The 24,946-nt window shown below is 56.3% G+C and carries 23 protein-coding genes; 10 read left to right on the plus strand and 13 right to left on the minus strand.

Annotation, left to right across the window (positions count from 1 at the left end):
• Positions 1 to 143 precede the first annotated feature (143 nt).
• The 3 genes from argR (at position 144) to yhcN (FY206_RS22065) (ending at position 1,631) form a co-directional block, all read left to right on the plus strand.
• Positions 144 to 614, plus strand: a complete 471-nt coding sequence (gene argR, locus FY206_RS22055) for a transcriptional regulator ArgR (RefSeq protein WP_023309388.1) — start codon at positions 144 to 146, stop codon at positions 612 to 614.
• A 375-nt stretch (positions 615 to 989) separates the two neighbouring features.
• Positions 990 to 1,253, plus strand: coding sequence for a peroxide/acid stress response protein YhcN (gene yhcN / locus FY206_RS22060; RefSeq protein ID WP_077064350.1), 264 nt, complete (start codon positions 990 to 992; stop codon positions 1,251 to 1,253).
• Positions 1,254 to 1,364: 111 nt separating this feature from the next.
• Positions 1,365 to 1,631 (plus strand): peroxide/acid stress response protein YhcN, encoded by a 267-nt coding sequence (gene yhcN, locus FY206_RS22065; RefSeq protein WP_014885424.1) that lies wholly within the window; start codon positions 1,365 to 1,367, stop codon positions 1,629 to 1,631.
• A 62-nt stretch (positions 1,632 to 1,693) separates the two neighbouring features.
• Here yhcN (FY206_RS22065) and FY206_RS22070 read toward each other — a convergent pair whose 3' ends face one another.
• The 5 genes from FY206_RS22070 to aaeX all read right to left on the minus strand — a co-directional run bounded on the left by FY206_RS22070 (position 1,694) and on the right by aaeX (position 6,672).
• The gene (locus FY206_RS22070; protein WP_032642424.1) at positions 1,694 to 1,966 is read right to left on the minus strand and encodes a barstar family protein; all 273 of its coding nucleotides are present in this window, start codon (positions 1,964 to 1,966) and stop codon (positions 1,694 to 1,696) included.
• 45 nt (positions 1,967 to 2,011) lie between these two features.
• Entirely contained in the window at positions 2,012 to 3,466 is a 1,455-nt protein-coding gene (locus tag FY206_RS22075; RefSeq protein ID WP_032642426.1) for an NAD-dependent succinate-semialdehyde dehydrogenase, read from the minus strand.
• Between the two features lie 89 nt (positions 3,467 to 3,555).
• Positions 3,556 to 5,523: a p-hydroxybenzoic acid efflux pump subunit AaeB gene (aaeB, locus tag FY206_RS22080; protein WP_032642429.1), complete on the minus strand. Its 1,968-nt coding sequence runs from the start codon at positions 5,521 to 5,523 to the stop codon at positions 3,556 to 3,558.
• 5 nt (positions 5,524 to 5,528) lie between these two features.
• A complete protein-coding gene (gene aaeA / locus FY206_RS22085; protein WP_077064351.1) occupies positions 5,529 to 6,461 on the minus strand; it encodes a p-hydroxybenzoic acid efflux pump subunit AaeA in 933 nt (310 codons plus the stop codon).
• A 7-nt stretch (positions 6,462 to 6,468) separates the two neighbouring features.
• Positions 6,469 to 6,672, minus strand: coding sequence for a p-hydroxybenzoic acid efflux pump operon protein AaeX (gene aaeX / locus FY206_RS22090; RefSeq protein ID WP_003860416.1), 204 nt, complete (start codon positions 6,670 to 6,672; stop codon positions 6,469 to 6,471).
• 179 nt (positions 6,673 to 6,851) lie between these two features.
• On the opposite strand from aaeX, the gene aaeR reads away from it, so the two are divergent.
• Both aaeR and FY206_RS22100 read left to right on the plus strand, forming a co-directional pair.
• On the plus strand, positions 6,852 to 7,778 hold the full coding sequence (gene aaeR / locus FY206_RS22095) for an HTH-type transcriptional activator AaeR (RefSeq protein WP_032642431.1): 927 nt from the start codon (positions 6,852 to 6,854) through the stop codon (positions 7,776 to 7,778).
• A gap of 219 nt (positions 7,779 to 7,997) precedes the next feature.
• A complete protein-coding gene (locus tag FY206_RS22100; RefSeq protein WP_032642433.1) occupies positions 7,998 to 8,612 on the plus strand; it encodes a YagU family protein in 615 nt (204 codons plus the stop codon).
• 45 nt (positions 8,613 to 8,657) lie between these two features.
• Here FY206_RS22100 and tldD read toward each other — a convergent pair whose 3' ends face one another.
• From tldD to csrD, 8 genes are all read right to left on the minus strand, one after another.
• The gene (tldD, locus tag FY206_RS22105; RefSeq protein WP_032642435.1) at positions 8,658 to 10,103 is read right to left on the minus strand and encodes a metalloprotease TldD; all 1,446 of its coding nucleotides are present in this window, start codon (positions 10,101 to 10,103) and stop codon (positions 8,658 to 8,660) included.
• 84 nt (positions 10,104 to 10,187) lie between these two features.
• The gene (yhdP, locus tag FY206_RS22110) at positions 10,188 to 13,991 is read right to left on the minus strand and encodes an AsmA2 domain-containing protein YhdP (RefSeq protein ID WP_032642437.1); all 3,804 of its coding nucleotides are present in this window, start codon (positions 13,989 to 13,991) and stop codon (positions 10,188 to 10,190) included.
• 42 nt (positions 13,992 to 14,033) lie between these two features.
• Positions 14,034 to 15,503 carry a ribonuclease G gene (gene rng / locus FY206_RS22115; protein ID WP_032642439.1) on the minus strand — a complete coding sequence of 490 codons (1,470 nt, stop codon included), beginning with the start codon at positions 15,501 to 15,503 and terminating at the stop codon, positions 14,034 to 14,036.
• On the minus strand, positions 15,493 to 16,086 hold the full coding sequence (locus tag FY206_RS22120; protein WP_032642441.1) for a Maf family protein: 594 nt from the start codon (positions 16,084 to 16,086) through the stop codon (positions 15,493 to 15,495). Before FY206_RS22120 ends, rng begins: the two co-directional genes overlap by 11 nt.
• 9 nt (positions 16,087 to 16,095) lie before the next feature.
• Positions 16,096 to 16,584 carry a rod shape-determining protein MreD gene (mreD, locus tag FY206_RS22125; RefSeq protein ID WP_023309399.1) on the minus strand — a complete coding sequence of 163 codons (489 nt, stop codon included), beginning with the start codon at positions 16,582 to 16,584 and terminating at the stop codon, positions 16,096 to 16,098.
• Positions 16,584 to 17,600 carry a rod shape-determining protein MreC gene (gene mreC / locus FY206_RS22130; protein WP_032642443.1) on the minus strand — a complete coding sequence of 339 codons (1,017 nt, stop codon included), beginning with the start codon at positions 17,598 to 17,600 and terminating at the stop codon, positions 16,584 to 16,586. The genes mreD and mreC overlap by 1 nt, the downstream gene beginning before the upstream one ends.
• A gap of 62 nt (positions 17,601 to 17,662) precedes the next feature.
• Positions 17,663 to 18,706, minus strand: coding sequence for a rod shape-determining protein MreB (gene mreB / locus FY206_RS22135; protein ID WP_000913396.1), 1,044 nt, complete (start codon positions 18,704 to 18,706; stop codon positions 17,663 to 17,665).
• A gap of 283 nt (positions 18,707 to 18,989) precedes the next feature.
• Positions 18,990 to 20,930, minus strand: coding sequence for an RNase E specificity factor CsrD (csrD, locus tag FY206_RS22140; RefSeq protein WP_032642446.1), 1,941 nt, complete (start codon positions 20,928 to 20,930; stop codon positions 18,990 to 18,992).
• 182 nt (positions 20,931 to 21,112) lie between these two features.
• Here csrD and acuI point away from each other — a divergent pair, with 182 nt between their 5' ends.
• The 5 genes from acuI to accB all read left to right on the plus strand — a co-directional run bounded on the left by acuI (position 21,113) and on the right by accB (position 24,936).
• Positions 21,113 to 22,087, plus strand: a complete 975-nt coding sequence (gene acuI, locus FY206_RS22145) for an acrylyl-CoA reductase (NADPH) (protein WP_032642448.1) — start codon at positions 21,113 to 21,115, stop codon at positions 22,085 to 22,087.
• Between the two features lie 77 nt (positions 22,088 to 22,164).
• A complete protein-coding gene (gene msrP / locus FY206_RS22150; protein WP_032642450.1) occupies positions 22,165 to 23,166 on the plus strand; it encodes a protein-methionine-sulfoxide reductase catalytic subunit MsrP in 1,002 nt (333 codons plus the stop codon).
• A complete protein-coding gene (gene msrQ / locus FY206_RS22155) occupies positions 23,167 to 23,766 on the plus strand; it encodes a protein-methionine-sulfoxide reductase heme-binding subunit MsrQ (protein ID WP_032642452.1) in 600 nt (199 codons plus the stop codon). It begins immediately after the preceding gene.
• 234 nt (positions 23,767 to 24,000) lie between these two features.
• Positions 24,001 to 24,453 (plus strand): type II 3-dehydroquinate dehydratase, encoded by a 453-nt coding sequence (gene aroQ, locus FY206_RS22160; protein ID WP_032642454.1) that lies wholly within the window; start codon positions 24,001 to 24,003, stop codon positions 24,451 to 24,453.
• A 21-nt stretch (positions 24,454 to 24,474) separates the two neighbouring features.
• Positions 24,475 to 24,936, plus strand: coding sequence for an acetyl-CoA carboxylase biotin carboxyl carrier protein (gene accB, locus FY206_RS22165; protein WP_010436174.1), 462 nt, complete (start codon positions 24,475 to 24,477; stop codon positions 24,934 to 24,936).
• Positions 24,937 to 24,946 lie beyond the last annotated feature (10 nt).

Here is a 24,946-nt window from a genome sequence, read left to right on the forward strand (position 1 = left end):
AGGCATGTTTTCTGATAACGAAATCTGATAAAATCACTCCCTTTCATAACATTATTTCAGCCTACCGCTCGGTAGATAATTTGCATAAAAATTCATCCACATGCATAATAATGTTGTTTCTATCGTCATATTCCGGGTGACTTATGCGAAGCTCGTCTAAGCAAGAAGAATTAGTAAAGGCGTTTAAGGCGCTACTCAAAGAAGAGAAATTCAGTTCTCAGGGAGAAATTGTTCAGGCGCTGCAGGAACAAGGCTTCGATAACATCAATCAGTCGAAAGTCTCCCGCATGTTAACCAAGTTTGGCGCGGTGCGTACCCGTAACGCCAAGATGGAGATGGTCTATTGCCTGCCGGCAGAACTTGGCGTGCCGACCACCTCCAGCCCGCTCAAAAATCTGGTTCTGGATATCGATCATAACGACGCCGTCGTGGTGATCCACACAAGCCCCGGTGCGGCACAGCTGATTGCCCGCATGCTGGACTCGTTGGGTAAAACGGAAGGTATCCTCGGAACTATCGCCGGGGATGACACCATCTTTACCACACCGGCCAGCGGTTTCTCCGTTAAAGATCTCCACGAAGCGATTCTGGTTCTGTTCGAACAGGAACTCTAAGCCCCTCTCCCCGTAGCGCCGCTGCGGGGATCGTTCTGCTTCCGCTGCGTTTCCCCCGCTTTTCTACTGCCCTTCACTTTGACAAATAGTGCTTTTTACCACCCATTAATATTCATCTGGTGAATGCTAAATCAAAAAATCGCACAAAAAATCAAAAGCTGATATCCATATGATTTAATTAGATTTACCCATCGATAATGTTCAAAAAACACCCAATATTATGCAATTTGGTTATAAAAAACAGTGCAGTTAACACGTAATAACAATAGAAACCATTAGTCTGGTATTAATTTTTACCGTTATTAGTGTATACTTGATTTTGTGATGAGGGTCACGAAACAAGACCCCACTAAAAAATTCGACGAGGTAAAAATCATGAAAATCAAAACGACTGTAGCGGCGCTGAGCGTCCTGTCCGTCCTGTCCTTCGGCGCTTTCGCCGCTGACTCAATCAATGCTGATCAGGCGCAATCCCGTGAAGCTATCGGTACGGTTTCTGTCGGTGCGGTGGGTACATCGCCAATGGACATGCATGAGATGCTGAACAAAAAAGCGGAAGAACAGGGTGCGTCATCTTATCGCATCATTGAAGCACGTTCGGGTGACCACTGGCACGCCACCGCTGAGCTGTACAAATAAGTTTTAGTAATAACTGAAAACGCACATTACCACTCAACGGCACCAGGCATAAAAATAGCGGTACAACCCTTCTCGCCGTTGAGTCAAAAACCCTATTCAGGAGTAAAGACTATGAAAACTAAATTGATTATCGCAACCCTCGGTCTGGCTTCCGTTCTCTCTTTCGGTGCGAGCGCAGCCGTACAGCAGGTAAATGCCGATCAGGCACAAAATCTGCAGCGTATGGGCAGCGTCTCCGTCACTTCAGTCACCGGCTCACCGATGGATATCCGTCAGGAACTTGCCGCCAAAGCTGAAAAAGCAGGCGCCAGCAGCTACCGCGTCACCGAGCTGAATCAGGGCGACCACTGGCATGCCACGGCAGAACTGTATAAATAAACCCTCGTCGTATCTCATCATACGACTTGCCCCTGGCCTCATGGTCAGGGGCTTTTTTTCATTCAATGCCGCGCGTTAAAGCGCAGCTGTCCTTCCAGCTCTTCTTCCGCTTCATCGAACAGCAATATCAGCGCGCCAAAGCGTCTGCGCAGCTTATCGGGCAAATGGATGAACTCAATTTCCAGCGGTAGCGGCAGCTGACTGCCGGTGACCACGTCCCACAGCGTATCCAGATTCGTCACGCTTTCCCGTTCAAGCTCAAACACCCGAATAAATTCACGGTAGAAGTCTTCCTGACCGTCAATCTCGTCAAAATCAAACGTATAGATTTTCATTGCCAGCGACCCTGTCCAGGCGAGCGGCAGATGCCGCCCTGTTTATTATAATCCCCCGATATGCAGGGTTTTCACTTCCAGATACTCTTCCAGCCCCAGCACGGAGCCCTCGCGTCCAAGGCCTGACTCTTTTACGCCGCCAAAGGGTCCCAGTTCCGTGGAAACGGCGCACTCGTTAATGCCGATCATCCCGCTCTCGATGGCCTGCGAAACGCGGAAGACCCGTGAGAGATTCTGGGTATAGAAGTAAGTCGCCAGCCCGTAGGGCGTGTTGTTGGCGCGCTGGATGACTTCATCTTCAGAGGTAAAGCGGAAACACGCCGCAACCGGGCCAAACGTCTCTTCTTCAGCCAGCTTCATGCCCTCATGGCAGTCGCCCAGCACGGTTGGCATCCAGAAGTTCCCGCCAAGCGGATGGGGCTTACCGCCTGCCAGCACGGTTGCGCCTCGGGCGACGGCGTCGTCGACATGCTCCCGCACCTTGTCGACCGCAGAAGATTCAATTAGCGGCCCGACGACGACGCCGTCCTCAAGACCATTCCCCACCTTCAGCGCCTTCACGGCATCGGCTAGTTTATTCACAAACTTGTCGTAGACGGTTTCCTGAATATAAAAACGGTTCACGCTGACGCAGACCTGACCGGCATTGCGGAACTTGTTGGCAATCGCCCCCTTAACCGCCGCGTCGATGTCCGCATCCTCAAAAACGATATACGGTGCATTCCCTCCTAGCTCCATCGAGACTTTCTTCATGGTTTCGGCGGCGTTGCGCACCAGCGTTTTGCCGACGGAGGTTGAACCGGTAAAGGAGATTTTACGCACGTCCCGGCTGGCCATGATAGCATCGCTTATTTCATGCGTATTCCCGGCCACGGCGTTGAGAACGCCGTCTGGGACGCCGGCCTGTTTCGCCAGCGTAAGCAGCGCAAAGGCGCTGAGCGGCGTGTTATTGGCCGGTTTGATCACCCCGGTACACCCTGCCGCCAGCGCCGGGCCTAACTTGCGGGTGAGCATGGCCATCGGGAAGTTCCACGGCGTAATCGCCGCGACCACGCCAACAGGTTCACGGGTTACCAGAATGCGCGAGCCGGGTTTGATTGGCGGAATAATTTCACCGTTCGCGCGCTTGGCCTCTTCGGCAAACCACTGGATAAAGCTGGCGGCGTACTCCACCTCACCTTCCGCCTCCTTCAGCGGCTTGCCCTGTTCGGTGGTCATTAACCGCCCGAGCCAGCTTTTATTCTCAATAATCAGTTCGTACCAGCGGTACAGAATGGCCGAGCGTTCTTTCGCGGTTTTGGCACGCCAGGCCGGGAAAGCCTGGGTGGCGGCAGCAATCGCCGCTTCGGTTTCTGCTTTTCCGGCTTTCGCGACGCGGGCGATGACTTCTCCGGTGGCCGGGTTAAGTACGTCAAACGTCGTGTCCAGCGTTTTCCAAATGCCGTTGACCAGATAACCGGTCTGAAAAAGGGTGCTGTCCTGAAGCGCCTGGGTCGTCATGTGTCCTCCCTTTCTGAATGTAAGAACGTGCTGAAATAAGTATAGCCACAAAAAAACCGACGCTTTTGGCGTCGGTTTTTTTACTTCAGTCAGTTATCCGTGAGGGCATTTTGATAGCGATGCAGCATCAGCGCCAGCCGTCCTACCGGCTCGGTTACCTGAAGCGGTGCGTCCCAGCGCTTAAGCTTTTCCTGATAGATATCGAGCTCTTCAAGCAGCTGCGTAAAATAACGACGCCGTTTGTCATCGCTGCTGGCGGATAGCACATGATCGGCGGTACGGCGTAACTGGCGGTGCCAGGCCGACAGATCGTCGTTGATCGGCACGGGCGCATTGCGCAGGCGCTGGTGCGCGATGATCATGGTTAACGCCAGGCGGAACTTCGCGATATCGCCCGGGAACTTGTTCAGCAGTAAAAACAGCTGCTGGTAGAGCGCGGGAAGGTGGTTCTCTTTACGGCGCGCGGTGTTGGTTGTCATCGACGACACGGCGGCCGACACAAACTGGTTCAACAGCACGCGGCCCGTTCTTGCCTGCGAATTATCGCGAACCAGCAGGATCACCATCATTGCCAGGAAACAGCCCACCAGCTGACCTAACGCGCTGTCGAGGAACTGGCTGAAATGGAAAGTCATCGGGTTATCCAGCACGATGATATTAATCGTACTCGCCAGCGCCCCCAGCGATCCCAGCCGCCGCTTTTGCACTTCAATGCCGATAAAGAACGCCATCACCGCCAGGCTAATACAGAGCAGCAGCATGCTCTGCTGGGTCGACGGGATGATGACCAGAAAATAGAGCGCGCCGATCGGCAGGGCGGCAATGGTACCGTACAGAAAATCAATCGCGACCATGCGTGGGTTAGGCAGACGCATCGCCAGTGCGGTCACGACGGCAATCATCACCATCGCGCCGCTGCCGGACGTCCAGCCCGTCCAGAGCCAGAACAGCGTGCCGAGCATACAGGCGAGCGTGGTACGCCAGAAGTTGACCATCGCGTGATGGCGCTCGGCGGATTCGGCCTTGATCACTACTTCTCCCTGAAGCACCTCTTCTTCCGCCGCGCTGATTTTGGCGTTACCGATCACGCCGCGTTTCAACAGCAGATAGCGCGTCGCGGCGCCGACCCAGGTGTAGATCGTCACCGGCGTATCGCGCTCCCCGGTCCAGGCAATCACCCGGCGCATGCGCTTGAGCTGCTTATGTACGTCCTGAACGGTTTCCACCGGCTCGGCAAACAGTTCGCGGAACGTATCGGTGACCGCTTCCGGCCGGGTGTTCTGAATCAGATAGGTTTCACATGCCTGGGTAATCAGCGTAAGAGAAACGGTGTTGAGGGCTTTCAGGCGGCGATTCGCGCGAGCCCAGCGTGACGACTCCATGTTCAGGTTGCTGCGCATCCCCTCCAGCGCCTGGGTGCGGCGAACCAGGCCGCTCCAGGCGTTATCCACCTCTTCGCTGTCGCCGTGCTTGATGCAGAGCTGCATCAGCTGGTACTGGGCGACAATCAGCGCGTCGAGCTCACGGTCGACTTCCTGCTTGATGGAGCGCGGGGAGAACAGCAGGTCAGCGACAATCGCACTGACAATACCAATCACAATTTCGCTGCAGCGTTCAACAGCAAACTGCGGGGCGAGCAGCGGTTCGGACTGAATGGTGATGATGATGATCAGCGCGGTATAGCCCGCCAGCCCCCAGGCGTAGGAGTTCTCCACCTTCACCAGAGACGAGATCCAGGTGCAGAAACCCGCCCAGATACAGCAGACCATCAGCATCAGCAGCGGGGTGCGGATCATCAGAATAATAATGGTGAGCGCCGCAAAACAGCCGATGAACGTCCCGATGATACGCAGCATGCCGCGATAGCGGATCGCACCCGAGTAGGGTTCCCCACCCGCGGCGAAGGCTGGCCCCGCCGCAACAATGGCGGCCGTCAGCACCGCCCAGCGAGGGGTTTCAAGCTGGAAGTGGAAGCCGACAAACAGCGCCAGCACAATGGCACAGGCCAGCTTCACGGCGAAGCGAATGTGCTGGCTGGCGATGGAAAAGATGCCCATAGCGATTAACCAAACTCGCGCAGGCGGTGGGCGATTTTACGGAAGAACGAGTCCTGGCTGGCATCCCTGTCTTTTTCACCGGTAATCACCACCGTCGCCGTGGTCCCCGCAGGCCACAGGTTGCCCTGCTGTTCATCCAGATGGATGCGCACCGGCACGCGCTGCGCCAGACGTACCCACTCCAGGTTGGAATCCACCGTCGCCATTCCTTTGGTATCGTTAGAGCTGCTGGAGTTGGTTACCCCTGCCGCGACGCTGTCGACGGTGCCTTCAATGACGCGGTTACTGCCCAGCGGCGTGATTTCCGCACGATAACCCGGACGCACGCCTTCAAGCTTGGTCTCTTCCATATAGGCGAGCACGTAGAAGGAGTTCTGCTTAACCAGCGCCACGGCGGTTGAACCACGGGTAATGAACTCCCCGGCATAGACGTTCAGGTTGGTTACCCAACCATCCGACGGGGCGCGGATCACGGTGCGCTCCAGATCGAGCTTAGCGAGATCGCGCGTGGCTTGCGCTTTCGCCAGCTGGTGCAGCACGGTTTGCAGCACGTTGTTGGACTGGTCAATCTCTTCACGGGACATGGCCTGAACGCCCAGCTGGTTACGGCGCCCTGCCTCGCGGCGTTTCTCCGCAGCCAGCGCCTGGTAATAGGCCACGTCCGCTTCCGCCTCTTCCAGCGCTTTCTGGTAACGTGGCTGGTCGATGGTGAACAGGACCTGGTCTTTCTTCACCAGCTGGTTATCGTGGACGTTGACCGCCGTGATAAGGCCGGCCACGTCAGGGGCGATTGCCACCACATCGGCGCTGAAGCGTGCATCACGCGTCCACGGCGATTCGGTGTAATAAACCCAGGCGCGGAAAATAGCGATGAAGGCGAGGATAACCAGCGCCATGGTGATGGCAGTGCGGGAGATTTTTCTTGTTAGCGTTTTCACATCAACCTCAGACAAACATGCGCGATATCAGGTAAAACAGGCAGCAATACAGCGCGGTATTGAACAATGCAGGGTGCCAGACGAAATCGTAGATCCCGGTAGGGACCAGCACCTTGCGCACCAGCCAGAAGATCGCCAGTGATAAAAGTAGCTCGAAAAATATCGGTGGGAACGACAGACCGAACACCACGATAACGGGAAACAGACTCATGTTGACCTTGATAAGAGAGAGTGCAGGCTTCAGAATTTTTTAGCGCGCGCCATCGCAGGAGAGCAAGAAACGCCGGGCGAGAATGGCGCAGCCGTTATGTAATTAATAATATATTAACGTAACTGTTATGCTGTTATCTATAATATGTGATCTAAATCACTTTTAAGCCAGAGTGAACAATGGAACGTTTAAAACGCATGTCGGTCTTCGCCAAAGTGGTTGAACTGGGTTCGTTTACCGCCGCGGCACGCCAGCTTCAGATGAGCGTCTCATCCATCAGCCAGACGGTGTCTAAACTGGAAGATGAGCTTCAGGTCAAGCTGCTCAACCGCAGTACCCGCAGCATTGGGCTGACGGAAGCGGGTAAAATTTACTATCAGGGCTGCCGACGCATGATGCACGAAGTGCAGGACGTCCACGAACAGCTCTACGCTTTTAACAACACCCCGATCGGCACGCTGCGCATCGGGTGTTCTTCAACTATGGCACAAAATGTGCTCGCTGCCATGACCGCCGATATGCTGAAAGAGTACCCCGGGCTGACCGTCAATCTGGTGACGGGTATCCCTGCGCCGGATCTGATTGCTGACGGGCTGGACGTGGTGATCCGCGTCGGCGCGCTGCAGGATTCCAGCCTGTTCTCGCGTCGACTGGGCAGCATGCCGATGGTCGTCTGCGCCTCAAAGAGCTATCTGGCGCAGTACGGTGTTCCGGAGAAACCCGCCGATCTTACCAACCACTCGTGGCTGGAATACAGCGTGCGGCCCGACAATGAATTTGAGCTGATTGCCCCGGAGGGGATCTCCACCAGGCTGCTGCCGGAAGGGCGATTCGTCACCAACGATCCGATGACCATTTCGCGCTGGCTGGTGGCCGGTGCCGGGATCGCCTACGTCCCCCTAATGTGGGTGATCAACGAGATCAACAGCGGCGTGCTGGAGATCCTCTTCCCGCGCTACCAGTCCGATCCGCGTCCGGTGTACGCCCTGTATACCGAAAAAGACAAACTCCCTCTCAAGGTACAGGTGTGTATTAACTATCTGACCGAGTATTTTGTGGACGTGGCGGAGCTGTTTCAGGGAATGCGGGGAAGAAGAAAGGAATAATCGATTTATCCCTGAAAGTATATGAGCGATGAATATTCCCAGGATGAATCACATCCGCATTCTGGAATATCCCCTCATTACTATCAGGAATAGCTAATTGACACTACCGCCGCCCGCCCATTACTTTATATGCAGTCTGTTCATCAGGCTGTTATTAATTTGTTACTGATATGAATAAAAAAATGTATTTCTCAGGATGACGTTAAACAAGGAAAAAAAATGAATCTCTTTGAACAAACACCGCCTTCACGCAGGCGCTATGGTCTCGCCGCGTTCATCGGTTTAATTGCAGGGATTGTCTCCGCCTTTGTCAAATGGGGAGCCGAAGTACCGCTTCCGCCACGCAGCCCCACCGATTTATTCACCGGCGCATGCGGGCCTGAGCAATTAATCAGGGCCGCAAGCCAAATTGACTGCTCTCGTAATTTTTTGAACCCTCCCTATGTATTTTTACGCGACTGGCTGGGCGTCGTCGATCCTAACGCGGCGGTTTATACCTTTGCCGGACATATATTTAACTGGGTCGGCGTAACGCATATTATTTTCTCCATCGTCTTCGCCGTAGGCTATTGTGTAGTGGCTGAAGTCTTCCCGAAAATTAAACTCTGGCAGGGTTTGCTGGCGGGTGCGTTAGCTCAGCTTTTTGTGCATATGATCTCCTTCCCGCTGATGGGGCTGACGCCACCGCTGTTTGAGCTGCCGTGGTATGAACACGTCTCAGAGATCGTGGGCCATCTGGTCTGGTTCTGGTCGATCGAAATCATTCGTCGCGACTTGCGTAACCGCATCACCCACGAGCCGGATCCGGAGATACCGCTGGGTAACTTACGTTAAAAAAAAGGCGCTACATCGGTAGCGCCATTTTTTTGCATGAACAGGTCAGGCGGTACCGCCCACCGTCAGGTTGTCCACCTTCAGCGTTGGCTGGCCCACGCCAACCGGCAGGCTCTGGCCCTCTTTGCCGCAGACGCCCACGCCGTTGTCCAGCTTCAGATCGTTGCCGACCATCGAGATCTGCTGCATGGCTTCAATACCGGAGCCAATCAGCGTCGCACCTTTCACCGCTTTGGTCACCTTACCTTTCTCGATCAGATACGCTTCTGACGTGGAGAAAACAAACTTACCGGAGGTGATGTCCACCTGGCCGCCGCCAAAGTTAGGCGCAAAGATACCGTAATCAACGGATTCGATAATCTCCTGCGGCGTGGATTTGCCCGGCAGCATATAAGTGTTGGTCATGCGCGGCATCGGCAGGTGCGCGTAAGACTCACGGCGGCCGTTGCCCGTCGGCGCGACGCCCATCAGGCGCGCGTTAAGTTTGTCCTGCATGTAGCCTTTCAGCACGCCGTTTTCAATCAGCACATTGTACTGGCCTGGCGTACCTTCATCATCGATAGCCACCGAGCCGCGACGGTCAGGCATGGTGCCATCATCCACCACGGTGCACAGCTCAGAGGAGACGAGCTGTCCGATTTGACCGCTGAACACGGACGTTCCGCGACGGTTAAAGTCGCCTTCCAGACCGTGGCCCACCGCCTCATGCAGCAGTACGCCCGGCCAGCCGGCACCCAGCACCACCGGGAATGACCCCGCCGGCGCCGCGACGGCATTCAGATTCACCAGCGCCATCCGCACGGCTTCTTTAGCCCACGCGTCAGCGCGAGCTTCACCGTCGACATCGCCCAGGAACCAGTCATAGCCGAAACGACCGCCGCCGCCGCTTGAGCCGCGCTCGCGTTTGCCGTCGTCATCGACCTGCACGCTGATCGAGAGACGCACCAGCGGACGGACGTCTGCCGCCAGGGTACCGTCCGTTGCGGCCACCAGAATCAACTCATACACGCCGCTCAGGCTGGCAGAGACTTCCTGCACGCGCTTATCGGCAGCGCGGGCGACTTTGTCCACGCGACGCAGGATATCCAGTTTCTCTTCACGGCTCATGCTCTGGAGCGGATCGATGCTGGTATAGAGCGCAGAGTGCTGCACTTCTCCCAGGGTTTTCACACGACCGTCACCGGTATCGCGCACGATGGTGCGCGCGGCCTGCGCGCTCTGCTCAAGTGCGGCGAGGCTAATCTGGTCGGCATAGGCAAAACCGGTTTTTTCCCCGCTGACGGCACGGACGCCGACGCCCTGGTCGATGTTGTAAGAGCCATCTTTGATGATGCTGTCTTCTAAAACCCAGGATTCGTGATAGCTCGACTGGAAATAGAGATCGCCGTAGTCGAGACGGCGTTCGGTCAGTTGACCAAGAATGGAGAACAGGTCCTGATGGCTCAGGCCGTTCGCTGCGAGCAAATGTTCACTTACCAGGTTCAGACTCATCGTATTGCTACTCGTTCGTTGCCGCCCGTGGCGGTATAAAGATCGTATTTATTGAGAGTGAGGCAATTACCTGCCCACGTCAAATCATTGCTGCGCATCTTTGCGCGGCTGGCGCAGCACCTCGTTAATCTGCGGTTTATCGATCGGACCGGTAATGCGGTAGCGCAGAATGGAGACTTTGCTCCACAGCGGCCCCAGCACCTTGCTGGCGGCAAATACCGCCGCACCGACAATCGGGTTCACCACGAAGGCCGCCGCAACGCCCACGCTCGCGGAAATTTCCGGCGCCACCACGGCTTCCATATCCAGCTCGCGACGCACAAGGTTAACGGAGCCTTTCATGGCGATATCCGCCTCCAGGCCGTCCACCAGCGTGTCATCCGTATGCATAACGCCATCTTTGATCCAGGCCGTGGTGCGGATGGAATCATAGTAGAAGCCTTCGCTGAAGGTATCGCTGAAGTCGAAACGCAGCTTGCGCAGCAACGCGTCAAAACTCAGCAGGCGCAGGATCTGCCCGGCGCGCCCCGTGCTCACGTCGGCGATTTCACCTTTGCCGAAGCGGGTTTTCAAAATACCGTTCAGCGAGGCTTCATCAGGCTTCCACGGAGCATCACGCCAGTGAAGATCGTAATCGACGTCAAATGACGAGCCGCGCAGCGGCGTGCTGATCCCAAAGAAATTGGCTGCCGCATCCAGCTTGTTGCCTTTAATATCGCCCTTCAGGGACGTTCGCTGCTCGCCCGGCTTATTTACCCATTCCCCTGCGGCCGTCATGCGGCCAAAACCGGTATCAACCAGGCCGCCGGACAGCCTAAGCGTGTTTGCCTGAATGGCGAAATCACCGTCGATACGGCCGTATTTTTGCCCCCACAGCCAGCATTCCGCACAGCGCAGCTGGAGATCGGGCCAGCCGCTAAAATCGATACGGGAGGTTTGACCCAGCGGCGACGTTGCTGCCGGTTTGTCTTTCCCGCTCGCGGCGCTTGCCGGGTTGAAGTAGAGGTAGCGGATCGCCGCCTGCCACGGCGCGTGATTGCGCATGGTCAGCGTACCGTTGATCTCTCTGCCCTGAGCCTCCACCTTCGTGCCGTTAGCGACGGGCTGAGAAATAATACTCAGGTTGTTCCACTGCTGCCCGCCCAGCATCAGCGACGGCGTGCGCACGGTTATGGTTTGCGGGAACTGGGCGGTTTCATCCACGTTTTGCCCAACGCCTTTCTGGAACAGCGCCAGCCACTCTGCGCCGTCCATCGGCGGGAGATTTAGCTCAATGCCCGCCTGCTCCGGCAGCGGCGGCGTGGAGCGGCTATCCGTTGTCCAGATGGCTTTGTCGAGGGTGAGCTTTTTGTTAAGCAGCCAGCGGCTGTTGAAGTGGTTTGTCCCGCCCGCGCTGCCGGTCAGCGCGAAGCTGTTCAGGTTGCCATCGACGTTCAGCTTGACCGGCAGCGGCTGCCCGGCCTGTTTATCCAGCGGCGCAGGAAGCTGGCTGCGAAGGTTTTTCAGATCGCCGGTGATGTCGACCTTGTACTGGGCACCCGCGTGGTAGGGCAGATCGATAGCCACTTTCCCCTGCCAGGGGACCGCCCCCTCCACTGATGCCTCAATCGGCTTCGGCAGGACATCCATCCGCGCTGGCTGCCAGCTACCGTCCAGATTGACGGCCACCTGATAGGCCTTTTCACCCTCGGTGGTGGTGAAGTCGATATTTACCGGCTGATTAAACCAGCTGGCGGTCAGCGGCTCGCTCTTGAGATTACCGTTCACAAAGCTGAACTGCCCGCTGAGGTTTTTGAGGGTGCTCTCAAGGGGTTTGATGAACAGACTGTTGTTCTTCAGACGGACGTCACCTTTGGCGGTGGTCATCTCTCCGTCCAGCGGGATATCAAGATGTAAGCGAGCATTCACATCGCCATCAAGCTGGAGCTGCTGAAGCGTCGCGGCCAGCGATTCTTTCAGCGGCGTCTCCTCAAAGTACGGCCCCACCGCTTTACCCGGGCCGTTGATATCGGCGTCGATCAGCAGCTTCTCTTTTGAGTAGTCTGGAATGTTGGCCGTCAGGTTGCTGGCCGTCACGCCGCCCAGCGCCACGCTGTCGGACTTCATCCACAGTCCGTCATTGAGGAAGTTAAGCTCGATATCCAGGTTTTCAAGCGCGGGCCAGCCCGGCTGGAACGCGAAGGTGGCGTTGTGCAGCGGCACCAGGACCTGGAACTGACCTTCATTATGTTTGTACGGGAAAAGATGCGGATTACCGCCGTAGACCAGCGTGGCGTTATCCGCCTGACCGCCCTGAATCGCGCCGCTGAGATAGTCGACCAGCGCCTTGCCCATCAGGTTTTCCGGGAAATAGCGCCAGGCCTGAGAGCCGTCATCGGTACTGATTCCGGCCAGAATCCCCAGCCACGGCTCGTCGCCTTCAGGCTGCAGGTAGCGGAAGTCGCCGCGCGCGTGCACCGCTTTGGCTTTCACATCGATATGGCGGCCATCAAGCTGGAAACCCTTATCGTTACGGAGCCAGCTCAGTACCGCGTTGCCCTGTTCGATTTCCAGCGGCGCGCGGAAGACCGTCTCGTAAGGCATTTTGGCGTTGTGCATATCTACCGTCAGCCTGCCGTTTTCCACGCTGCCTTCCAGCTTGCCGCTAAAGTGCTCCGCCCCCGGCAGCAGCTTCCACTGCTTCCAGGCAAGATCTTTCCACGTTGCCTGGAAGCGGGTTTTTTCCGTCGCCTGCAGCGGGATATCCAGCGCCAGGGCGTCTATCTGCCCGCTCGGCTGCGTTGCCAGCCAGATGTCGCCGAGGTCCGGGGAAATCTTTGCCGCCATCGAGCGCAGCCCTTCAATGGCAGCTAAATCGAGATTGCTGGCGCGGATGCGCAGTTCGTCGCTGCGTTTACTGGCCTTGCCGCCCACGTCCTGCTCCGGCATCCAGGCCAGCGTAAGGGCACCGCGCGGCCACGGCTTGCCGTCCATGGTGATGCGCGTATCCGGAATGGCAAACTGCCAGCCCTCTTTTTCCTGCGTCACGTGCGCGGTGAGGTTATCAACGGAAAGCTGATGCTGCTGTTTTTCGCCTTTCCAGCTTGCGCCCCCCTGCTTAAGCCAGATATCACCGCTGGCAAATTCACCTTTCGTCAGGGTCAGCCAGCCTTCAAGGCTGAAGCGGGCGGTTTCCAGCTGCATATTCTGCTGGATCCAGTCGCCCAGCCACGGCTTCACGTCGACGTCGTCGGCCTGCAGCCAGACTTTGCCGTTGTTTAGCAGGCCGTCATCGTCCCGCAGATCCATGCGCACCTGCATCACGCCATGCTGGCCGTTCAGGCTTGAGAGGCTCACCTGTCCTTCAGCGCGGTGTCGATTTTTGCCGTTGAGCCAGGTTAGCTGCGGGATCGCCAGTTCGGCGCGCTGGCCGGAAAGCGTAATAAAGCTCACCTCGCTGTCGCGCAGATCGAAATGATCGAACTGGCGGAGGAAGAGATCGCTGAAATGGTTCGCTTCCAGTCCCTGACTACTATCACCGCCGGAGATCGGCGTATTGGTCAGAAACTGGAGCTGGTAAAAGGTGAGATCGCGGAACTGCCAGCGAAAATGCAGCAGGCTTTGCCAGACGTCCAGCGCCAGGGTCACGCGCTTGATGTTGAGGTGGCCACCGTCTTTCAGGCTGGCATTGATATCCCGGACATCGAGCGTCGGGCCAAAATTCTGCCAGCTAGCGCTAATCTGGCTGACGTTCACCGGCACGCCGGTAGTGGATTCGATTTTCGCCAGCAGCTGCGGACGCCAGCTGTCCAGATGCGGCAATACGAGGCGTAGCCCGCTCACGAGCAACGCGACAATCACGACCAGCGTTGCCCCTGTAAGCAATAAAATCCCCGGCAATCGCCTCACGCATCTCTCCTTGTCAGCTTTCGTCACGCAGCGTACTGCGTTTTACATCATTACGACGTCAAACTGCTCCTGGTTATAGAGCGGTTCAATCTGTACTTTTACCTGTTTGCCGACAAAGATTTCCACTTCCGCCAGCGCGTGTGACTCTTCGCCTTTCAGCGCTTCAGCCACCGCAGGGGAAGCATAGACCAGAAAACGATCGGAGTCGTAGGCGTGATGAACACGGACGATTTCTCGCATAATTTCGTAGCAGACGGTCTCAACCGTCTTTACCGTTCCGCGTCCATGGCAGGTCGGGCATTCATTACACAGCACATGCTCAACGCTTTCACGGGTACGCTTACGCGTCATTTCCACCAGCCCCAGCTGTGAGAAGCCGTTGATGCTGGTTTTCACGCGGTCTTTACTCAGCGCCTGCTCCAGCGAATGCAGCACCCGGCGGCGGTGGTCTTCATTACTCATATCGATGAAGTCGATGATGATAATGCCGCCCAGATTGCGCAGACGCAGCTGGCGCGCGATCGCCTGCGTGGCCTCGATGTTGGTGTTGAAGATGGTGTCATCCAGGTTGCGATGGCCGACAAACGCGCCGGTGTTGATATCGACGGTGGTCATCGCTTCGGTCTGATCGATGATCAGATAGCCGCCTGACTTCAGCTCGACCTTACGCTCCAGCGCGCGCTGGATCTCATTTTCGACATCATAGAGATCGAAGATCGGCTGGCGCCCGGTGTAATGCTCCAGCAGGCCCGGCATTTCCGGAATGTATTCAGCGGTAAACTCCAGCAGGGCCTCATACGTCAGGCGAGAGTCCACGCGAATGCGGTCGAGCTGCGCATCGGCAAAGTCGCGCAGCACGCGCTGCGCCAGCGCCAGCTCACCGTAGAGCTGGTAGCGGGTCTGGTTGCGTTTTTTACGCTCCATCACTTTGGTCCAGACGCGCTTCAGGTAAGCCGCATCCGAGGCCAGATCTTCTTCGCTAATCCCTTCCGCCGCGGTGCGGATGATAAACCCGCCCTGTTCGTCGCAGTAGGCGCTGACCACTGCCTTCAGACGCTCGCGCTCGCTTTCGCTCTCAATACGCTGTGAGACGCCGACGTGCGACGCGCCGGGCATGAAGACCAGATAGCGGGATGGTAAGGTAATGTCGGTGGTCAGACGGGCACCTTTGGTGCCAAGGGGATCTTTCACCACCTGCACCATCAGATCCTGTCCCTGACGCACCAGCTCGGAAATGTCGCGCACGGCAAACTGCTTTTGCTCTTCGCCCGCGACGCACTCGGTGTGCGGCATGATATCGGAGGCGTGTAAAAACGCCGCCTTATCGAGTCCAATATCTACAAAAGCCGCCTGCATACCCGGCAGTACACGACTGACACGACCTTTGTAGATATTGCCTACTATTCCGCGCCGCGCTTCACGCTCAATATGAATTTCCTGAAGAATGCCACCATCAATATAGGCCACACGGGTTTCCGATGGCGTTACGTTTACCAACAATTCAGCCGTCATAATTATCCCTTCCCTCACGCAGTGAGTTAAAATTGCTCAGCAACTCATACGTTTCCACCAGCGGTAAGCCGACTACGGCGTGATAGCTGCCATGAATCTTCCTGACAAAACAGCCACCCAGCCCCTGAATACCGTATGCACCTGCTTTATCCATCGGTTCACCGCTGGCAATATACGCGGCGATATCGTCGTCGGTAAGTACTCTGAACGTCACTTCTGTCACCACCAGGCAGTCCAGCACGTGCTGGCTGTCAGCCAGCGCGACGGCGGTCATCACCTGATGCGTTTGTCCGGACATTTTGCGCAGCATGCGCGCCGCATGATCGGCGTCGCGCGGTTTCTCCAGCACTTCACCGTTAAGAATAACGATGGTATCTGCTCCCAGCACGGGAAGATCGCGAGGCACTAACGCTACGCCAGCCTGCGCTTTTTCGCGCGCCAGTCGAGACACGTACTGTTGAGCACTTTCACCCTCAGCACGTTTTTCTTCAATGCCGGTCACGATGCGTTCAAAAGAGACCCCGAGCTGCGTCAGGAGTTCCTGGCGGCGCGGGGAGCCGGAAGCGAGATACAAAGACGTCATAGAAACCTTTTATTGCACAGCAAACTGCTGGCGAACCTTACGCATCAGCAGGAACAGCCATGGCCAGAGCACACCGTTTACTACACTACTCCAGAACACTTCCGGTCGGAAAGAGACGTTGATCACTAAAAACTCTGCCCAGAAAACAACGATATCCGCAGCGAGCGACAACAGCATCACCACCAGGGCCTGTTGCCAGAGCGCAAGGTTACGGAAGAGCTGGAATTTGAGTGCGACGAGGTACGCAATAATACTCATGGACAAGGCGCGCACGCCAAGCGTTGAGCCACTAATGAGATCCAGTATGGCACCCATCACAAAACCTGTGCCGACATTTACGCGATGCGGCAGGGCAAGGATCCAGTACAGTAAAATGAGCAAGACCCAGTTTGGCCGGAAAACGAGAATGTCATCCGGCCAGGGCATCACTTGCAGTAACAGCGCGATGAGGAACGAGAGCCAGATGACCCAGCGTCCCTGGCTACGATAGCTTGCCACTACTGCCCTCCCGAAGAGACTTTAGGCGGTGGCGGCGCATCCGGCAGCGGCTGCGTTAACCCCGTAGCCGGCGCCGGGACTGGCGCAGGTGGCCCCATGGAATCTGCAGGCGGGAGAACCTGCGGCATCATCTGCATCAGGCGCTCGTTGGCCACACGATGGACCTCTTCAGGCGTCATCGGGTTAGCACCGTTACGATCGGCACCCCACAGCAGCAGCAGATAGCGCAGACGCTGTAAACCGGCGGTTGGACGCGCCTGAATTACGGTATAGGCACGCTGCGTATCCAGCTTCACCGAAGAGACCACCGCAACCGGATAGCCTTCAGGGAAGCGGCCACCCAGACCGGAGGTCACCAGCACGTCGCCCACGCGGATATCCGTGTTGGCCGGCAGGTGTTCCAGCTGCAGGTCGTCCGTACAGCCGTTCCCGGCGGCAATCACGCGAATGTCGTTGCGCAGAACCTGGATCGGCAGCGCATGCGTGGCATCGCAAATCAGCAGCACGCGGCTGGTCAGTTTGGCCACGGCAACAACCTGGCCCACAACGCCTTTATCACTGATAACAGGCTGGCCTTCATAAACGCCGTTCACGCTCCCTTTGTCGATCACAACCTGATCGCTGTAGGGGTCGTTCACGGTGGAGATCACCTGGGTGACCATTTTCTGCTCATCCTGACGCAGCGGCGAGCCCAGCAGTTCACGCAGACGCGCGTTTTCCTGCTTGTATTGCCCCAGCATCAGCAGTTCGCTGTTTTTCAGCAACAGTTCCTGACGTAATGCCCGGTTTTCGAGTTCGAGTTGGTCGCGCGAAGACAGCGTTTGAGAAACGGAGTCGAGCAGTTCGCGGGGACCATTTGAAACAAAGTAGAAAGGACTGACGGCGGTATCCATGTACGTTCTGATCTGGCTGAACGTACCGAGGCGGCTATCGGCAATAATGACCCCAAGCGCAACCAGAACCGCCAGAATGAGGCGAAACTGTAGCGATGGGCCACGGCTAAAAATTGGCTTCATAGGCTATGCGTATTCTCGCGTCAGAGAGAAAGGGTAGCAAATTGCTACCCTCTCAAACTCGACTACTCTTCGCTGAACAAATCGCCGCCGTGCATGTCGATCATTTCCAGCGCCTTGCCACCACCACGGGCGACGCAAGTCAGTGGATCTTCTGCAACTACGACAGGAATACCTGTCTCTTCCATTAACAGGCGGTCGAGGTTACGCAGCAGCGCACCACCACCGGTCAGAACCATACCGCGCTCGGAGATATCGGACGCCAGCTCTGGCGGACACTGCTCCAGCGCAACCATTACCGCGCTCACGATGCCCGTCAGCGGTTCCTGCAGCGCTTCCAGAATTTCGTTGGAGTTCAGGGTGAAACCGCGTGGCACACCTTCAGCCAGGTTACGGCCACGCACTTCGATCTCACGCACTTCATCGCCCGGATAAGCAGAGCCGATTTCGTGTTTGATGCGCTCTGCGGTGGCTTCACCGATCAGAGAGCCGTAGTTACGGCGCACATAATTAATGATGGCTTCGTCGAAGCGGTCACCACCGATACGTACGGAAGAGGAGTACACCACGCCGTTCAGAGAGATAACGGCCACTTCAGTGGTACCACCACCGATGTCCACCACCATAGAACCGGTCGCTTCGGAAACAGGCAGACCCGCACCGATGGCCGCAGCCATTGGCTCTTCAATCAGGAACACTTCACGTGCACCTGCACCCTGGGCAGATTCACGAATTGCGCGACGTTCTACCTGGGTTGCGCCAACCGGCACGCACACCAGAACACGCGGGCTTGGGCGCATGAAGCTGTTGCTGTGAACCTGCTTGATGAAGTGCTGAAGCATTTTTTCAGTCACGAAGAAGTCGGCGATAACGCCGTCTTTCATTGGGCGAATAGCGGCGATGTTGCCAGGGGTACGACCCAGCATCTGCTTCGCGTCATGACCCACTGCAGCGACGCTTTTCGGCGAGCCTGCACGATCCTGACGAATGGCCACAACAGAAGGCTCATTCAATACGATGCCTTGTCCTTTTACATAAATAAGGGTATTCGCGGTACCCAGGTCAATGGACAGGTCATTGGAAAACATGCCACGAAATTTTTTCAACATACTAAGGGATAATCCTGAAAGCTGGGGCGGAAAACAAAATCCGCTTACTTTACCAACCACACGCAGCAGCGACAAGGCGCAAAAATCATCTGCAACGGTGAAAATTTGTGCAGTACGTTTCCTGATGTTACAAAATTGATCCCTGACTCCCTCAGGGCTGAGTCAACAGCAGCATTCCTTACTGACCTTTGTAACGCGTTAAAGGTCGTTCACTGGCTTTTTTGCTCGACATACTCAAAGCTACAGGCGCGATATTCTACGTGAAAACAACATAAACGGCAGGTCAAACAGAGTATCTTTGCAAATATTTTTTCACGTTGGTGTCAAGCGGCTGAGAGGCAGCAAAAAAATCCCCCTGACCACCCATGACGCCGCGCTCTGTTAACATCTGCCATTCGGCTCTGGAGCGTACGCCCGCGGCAAAGACCTGCGTTCGCGTTCCCTTGCAGGCTTCGACCAGACTCTGAACCAGCAGCTGGTTTTCCGTACGCTTCTCAATATTCCTTACCAGCCCTGGATGGAGCTTTAATAGCTCCACATCCAGCTCCTTGATCCAGTTGGTACTGACCAGCGTTAAACCTGCCTGCGTCACGGCGACACGCGCGCCCAGCGCATTGATCAAACGGACCACCGGACGTAACCGGCTGATGTGTTGACCTACATCGGCCTCAGCAAGTTCAAAAATAATGTGTTTGCGTTGCGATTTTTCGCATTGCATTAATGTATCACGTAGCCAGCGCTGAAAACGTGGACGTATTAACGACTCCACGGTGACCTGTAACGCCAGGTTCTCTTCCGGCCAGAAGGATAAAAACGGCATCAGCCGGGTAATTTGCTGGCGGTCATACTCTTCGGACAGACCAAATTGCAGCACCATCGGCAGATATTCCGCCGAGATAACCTCTTCCGTACCGTCAAAAATACGACACATTAATTCACGGTGATGAACGTTCCCATTTTTCATGACCGCGGGTTTTTGATAGATACGTGGCCCGCCGCGGCTAAGCATTTGCTCAATCAACGTACGCCAGCGCACGTTGCCGCGCCCTTTTTCCGGCAGCGAGTCATCATACACCGCCCATCCGTTCGCCCCCTGCAACACGGCGTTGCGGGTAGCGGCTTCCGCATGTTCCATCACTTGTTCTGTCGATTGCCCGCCGCGCCAGGCGCAGATCCCCATGTGGACCATATCGTCCCTGTCGAGCATTTTGCTCTGCGGCAGGGCATCCACCGCCTTCAGCAGCTGGCTGGCGATGCTTTCCGACTCCTTCAGCGTGCGATGCGGCAACAACACGGCAAAGTCGCTGCGGTGATAGCGGGCCAGCAGCGCGCCCGGGTAGCGCATAATAAAGGTGGAGAGCAGGTTGATCAGCGTAAAGAGATTTTCTTCCGCGACCCGCTGTCCCCAGGTGTCGCGCAGGAGATCGAAATCGGGCAGGCGAATCATCATCACCACCCCGTGCGTCCCCACTTTTTCTGAATCGTCGAGCAGCGTGGCGAGCTGATTATCAAAGAAAAGGCGGTTGTTAAGGCCGGTTTTATTATCCTGCGCCGCATAAGAGCGGATCAGCGAATCCATTCGGCTGCGCTGGTCGCTGGCAAACTGGATTTCGGAGAGCAGTGTATCGAGCGCGCTGCTGGCGCGTGCCGGCCACTCGTGAACAGAGCCACGCACCTGCGGGCCACGTTCGCCGTTAAGGATCCTTACGGAGCGCATCTCCAGGAGTTCCTGGCCGGAGAGCTGGCGGCGCAGCCAGCGGACCGCGAGAAAGATCAGCAGGACGATAAACGCAACGGCAACGGTGAGCGGCGCGGTGGTCATCATGGAACGAAAATAGCTGGCCATCGGATCGAGGTAGACCATGTGTATCGTCATCCCCGGATTTTTAAGGGAGTGCACCGTCACCTCCCGATACTGACTCACCACACCCGCGGGGCGGTAACTTTCGGGCCGCGCGTGGCTTAACACACGATGCGCTCCCTGCTGGATGTCGATCTGAACAATATCAACAGGTACCATCAGCTCATCAAGCTCGCGGGAGAGCGCCGGTAGCGGCGTTGTCAGCAGACGCGTATCAATCACCGACGCAACGGACTGCACCCGATTGACCAGCTTGTCCTGGATGGCGTTGTAAAAGCTTAGCGAACAGCCCAGAAGGGTGACAAAAATGGTCAACCCCGTCAGCAAGGTGATAAAAGCTGAGAACTTCGTCGTTAATCGCATCCTTGAGATTACTCCGTGGGTTGATGGGGTAGCGAGTAAGCGCTAACTTGCATTTCAAATGCGGCATACTACCAAATCGGGCGTATCTGGCAATTTATTGCGTTAAATCGGCACTGCGTTTCCCTGAGCGAGTATAGTCTTCAGAAATTATTTTCCAATCATCTGAGTCGAGAGGACCCCGTATGCAGGCTTTGATCTTAGAACAGCAGGACGGCAGAACGCTTGCCTCGGTACAGGCGGTAGAAGAGCATCGCCTGCCGGAAGGCGACGTCACCGTCGACATCGACTGGTCCAGTTTAAATTATAAAGATGCGCTGGCGATTACCGGTAAGGGTAAAATCATCCGAAATTTCCCTATGGTGCCGGGAATTGACTTTGCGGGCCGGGTTCATACCAGCGAGGATCCGCGCTTCCATCCGGGCCAGCAGGTGCTGCTCACCGGCTGGGGCGTGGGTGAAAATCACTGGGGCGGGCTGGCCACGCAGGCGCGCGTGAAGGGCGACTGGCTGGTGCCAATGCCGAAAGGCATGGATGGCCGCAAGGCGATGATCGTCGGCACGGCAGGCTTTACCGCCATGCTGTGCGTGATGGCGCTGGAAGACGCGGGCATCCGCCCTGAGTCGGGGGAAATTGTCGTCACCGGCGCCAGCGGCGGCGTGGGCAGCACGGCAGTGACGCTGCTGCACAAGCTGGGCTACCAGGTCGCGGCGGTGACCGGTCGTGAAAGCACCCACGATTACCTGCGCCAGCTCGGCGCTAGCCGCATTCTTGGCCGCGACGAATTCGCGGAAACCCGTCCGCTGGAAAAACAGCTCTGGGCCGGGGCGGTGGATACCGTCGGAGACAAGGTGCTGGCGAAAGTGCTGGCGCAGATGAATTACGGCGGCTGCGTGGCAGCCTGCGGGCTGGCGGGCGGATTTGCCCTGCCAACCACCGTGATGCCTTTTATTCTACGTAACGTCCGCCTGCAGGGCGTGGATTCCGTGATGACCCCTGCGGCCCGTCGTACGGCGGCATGGGAACGTCTGGTACGCGACCTGCCAGAATCGTTCTACACCCAGAGCGCCACGGAGATAACCCTCAGCCAGGCGCCGGACTATGCCAGTAAGATCATGGACAACCAGTTCCACGGTCGCGCGCTGGTGAAAATCGCCTAATCTTCAAATTTTCGTGACATATTCGCGCGAATCCCTCTCCTCCGTCATGCTTAGGAAAACGCATGACGGAGGATGCCATGAAAAACCGAAAGCTGACGGAAGCCGACGTAACGTCTGAGTCTGTCTTTATGTTACAGCGCCGCCAGATCCTTAAAATGCTTGGCATCAGCGCCACCGCGCTATCGCTCTCGCCTGCGGCACACGCCGACCTGCTCGACTGGTTTAAAGGCAACGATCGGCCGAAGGCTCCGTCCGGCGCCCCGCTCACCTTTACAAAACCGGCCGAATGGCAAAACAAACTGACGCTGACGCCGGAAGATAAAGTCACTGGCTACAATAACTTCTACGAATTTGGTCTGGATAAGGCCGACCCTGCCGCCAACGCCGGTAGTCTCAAAACCGATCCGTGGACGCTGAAGATTGATGGCGAAGTGGCGAAACCCCTGACGCTGGATCATCATGACCTCACCACCCGCTTCCCGCTCGAAGAGCGTATCTATCGCATGCGCTGTGTGGAAGCCTGGTCGATGGTGGTGCCCTGGGTAGGCTTCCCGCTGCATAAGCTGCTGGCGATGGTTGAGCCCACCAGCAACGCAAAATATGTCGCCTTCCAGACGCGCTATGCGCCGGACGAGATGCCCGGGCAAAAAGACCGGTTTATCGGCGGCGGGCTTGAATATCCCTACGTGGAAGGGTTACGCCTCGATGAGGCGATGCACCCGCTTACCCTGCTGGCCGTCGGCGTGTACGGCAAGGCGCTTCCGCCGCAGAACGGTGCCCCCATTCGTTTAACCGTGCCGTGGAAGTACGGTTTCAAGGGGATTAAGTCTATCGTCAGCATTAAGCTCACCCGCGAGCGCCCGCCAACCACCTGGAATCTGGCGGCTCCCGACGAATACGGTTTCTTCGCCAACGTGAACCCGCACGTGGATCACCCGCGCTGGTCGCAGGCGACCGAGCGGTTTATCGGTTCCGGCGGTGCGCTGGACGTTAAGCGCCAGCCGACGCTGCTGTTTAACGGCTATGCGGATGAAGTGGCCTCGCTGTACCGTGGCCTCAATTTACGGGAGAACTTCTGAGTGCGTTTAACGGCAAAACAAATCACCTGGCTGAAAGTGCTGCTGCACCTGGCCGGGTTACTTCCTTTTATATGGCTGTTCTGGGCCGCCAGCCAGGGGCTCTTTAGCGCCGATCCGGCAAAGGATATCCAGCATTTTACCGGTCGGATGGCTCTGAAATTCTTACTGGCCACCTTGCTCGTCTCGCCGCTGGCGCGCTACGCTAAACAGCCATTATTGATACGCACCCGTCGGCTGTTAGGGCTATGGTGTTTTGCCTGGGCGACGCTGCACCTCACGAGCTATGCCCTGCTGGAACTGGGAATTAACAATCTGGCACTGCTTGGTCACGAACTGGTGACGCGCCCTTATCTGACGCTGGGTATCGTGAGCTGGGTGGTTTTACTGGCGCTGGCGCTGACCTCTACGCAGTATGCGCAGCGAAAGCTGGGCAGGCGCTGGCAGCTGCTGCACAACTTCGTCTATCTTGTTGCGATCCTCGCGCCCATTCATTACCTGTGGTCGGTGAAGATCCTCTCCCCGCAGCCGATCCTGTACGCACTGGCCGCCGTGGCGCTTTTAGCATGGCGTTACAAGAAGTTCCGCCAGTGGTTACGATAGTTCGCGAAACTGTGCGTTTTCCCGCAGATTACCCCTCAACCGCAAATCTTTTTCGGATAGCGGTTGATAATCTTCCCTGATAAGACCAGTATTTAGCTGCTAAATGCTACGAAATCGTTATAATGTGCGACCTTGGTTCGCCTTACAGCGGTTTTAAGCCTCTGAAAAGGTGACATTTGCGTTTCGAAGGTATATTTTGTTTTTTACCCGAAAATCGCAGGAGATAGCGGCATAATGACTGATAAGTTCCATATCTTAGTTTTGAACGGACCGAACCTGAACATGCTCGGCACCCGTGAGCCAGAGAAGTACGGCACGCTAACATTGAGTGAAATTGTTAACCGTCTGGGAACGGAAGCAGCGTCGCTGAATGTGGATTTGGATCATTTTCAGTCGAACGCGGAGTACGCACTCATCGACCGTATTCATCAGGCTAAAGACACTGTGGACTATATCCTGATCAATCCGGCCGCGTTTACGCACACCAGTGTTGCTATCCGCGACGCACTGCTCGCGGTGAGTATCCCGTTTATCGAGATCCACCTGAGTAACGTGCACGCCCGAGAGCCGTTCCGCCACCATTCATATCTGTCGGATATCGCTGCCGGCGTTATCTGTGGACTTGGCGCTGACGGCTATTCATACGCTTTACAGACAGCGGTAAAACGCTTGTCACAATCACACTAAACAAGAGTACGGAACCCACTCATGGATATTCGTAAGATTAAAAAACTGATCGAGCTGGTTGAAGAATCAGGCATCTCCGAACTGGAAATTTCTGAAGGCGAAGAGTCTGTACGCATCAGCCGTGCAGCCCCAGCCGCTAGCTTCCCGGTAATGCAGCAAGCTTATGCTGCGCCAGTGCAGCAGCCTGCGCTCTCCGCAGCCGTTGCGCCAGCAGCAGAAGCCGCACCTGCCGCTGCAGCAGAAATCAGTGGTCACATCGTACGTTCCCCAATGGTTGGTACTTTCTACCGCACCCCGAGCCCGGACGCGAAGGCGTTCATCGAAGTGGGTCAGAAAGTCAACGTAGGCGATACCCTGTGCATCGTTGAAGCGATGAAAATGATGAACCAGATCGAAGCAGACAAATCAGGTACTGTGAAAGCGATTCTGGTCGAAAGTGGTCAGCCGGTTGAATTTGACGAGCCGCTGGTCGTCATCGAGTAACGAGGCGAAC

Origin of the sequence: Enterobacter chengduensis, assembly GCF_001984825.2 — a bacterium.
In the GTDB taxonomy this organism is placed as follows: domain Bacteria; phylum Pseudomonadota; class Gammaproteobacteria; order Enterobacterales; family Enterobacteriaceae; genus Enterobacter; species Enterobacter chengduensis.

Coding starts and splice junctions, on each gene's coding strand:
- argR (WP_023309388.1), top strand. CDS start 144: ATGCGAAGCTCGTCTAAGCAAGAAGAATTAGTAAAGGCGTTTAAGGCG.
- yhcN (WP_077064350.1), top strand. CDS start 990: ATGAAAATCAAAACGACTGTAGCGGCGCTGAGCGTCCTGTCCGTCCTG.
- yhcN (WP_014885424.1), top strand. CDS start 1,365: ATGAAAACTAAATTGATTATCGCAACCCTCGGTCTGGCTTCCGTTCTC.
- FY206_RS22070 (WP_032642424.1), bottom strand. CDS start 1,966: ATGAAAATCTATACGTTTGATTTTGACGAGATTGACGGTCAGGAAGAC.
- FY206_RS22075 (WP_032642426.1), bottom strand. CDS start 3,466: ATGACGACCCAGGCGCTTCAGGACAGCACCCTTTTTCAGACCGGTTAT.
- aaeB (WP_032642429.1), bottom strand. CDS start 5,523: ATGGGCATCTTTTCCATCGCCAGCCAGCACATTCGCTTCGCCGTGAAG.
- aaeX (WP_003860416.1), bottom strand. CDS start 6,672: ATGAGTCTGTTTCCCGTTATCGTGGTGTTCGGTCTGTCGTTCCCACCG.
- aaeR (WP_032642431.1), top strand. CDS start 6,852: ATGGAACGTTTAAAACGCATGTCGGTCTTCGCCAAAGTGGTTGAACTG.
- FY206_RS22100 (WP_032642433.1), top strand. CDS start 7,998: ATGAATCTCTTTGAACAAACACCGCCTTCACGCAGGCGCTATGGTCTC.
- tldD (WP_032642435.1), bottom strand. CDS start 10,103: ATGAGTCTGAACCTGGTAAGTGAACATTTGCTCGCAGCGAACGGCCTG.
- rng (WP_032642439.1), bottom strand. CDS start 15,503: ATGACGGCTGAATTGTTGGTAAACGTAACGCCATCGGAAACCCGTGTG.
- FY206_RS22120 (WP_032642441.1), bottom strand. CDS start 16,086: ATGACGTCTTTGTATCTCGCTTCCGGCTCCCCGCGCCGCCAGGAACTC.
- mreC (WP_032642443.1), bottom strand. CDS start 17,600: ATGAAGCCAATTTTTAGCCGTGGCCCATCGCTACAGTTTCGCCTCATT.
- mreB (WP_000913396.1), bottom strand. CDS start 18,706: ATGTTGAAAAAATTTCGTGGCATGTTTTCCAATGACCTGTCCATTGAC.
- csrD (WP_032642446.1), bottom strand. CDS start 20,930: ATGCGATTAACGACGAAGTTCTCAGCTTTTATCACCTTGCTGACGGGG.
- acuI (WP_032642448.1), top strand. CDS start 21,113: ATGCAGGCTTTGATCTTAGAACAGCAGGACGGCAGAACGCTTGCCTCG.
- msrP (WP_032642450.1), top strand. CDS start 22,165: ATGAAAAACCGAAAGCTGACGGAAGCCGACGTAACGTCTGAGTCTGTC.
- aroQ (WP_032642454.1), top strand. CDS start 24,001: ATGACTGATAAGTTCCATATCTTAGTTTTGAACGGACCGAACCTGAAC.
- accB (WP_010436174.1), top strand. CDS start 24,475: ATGGATATTCGTAAGATTAAAAAACTGATCGAGCTGGTTGAAGAATCA.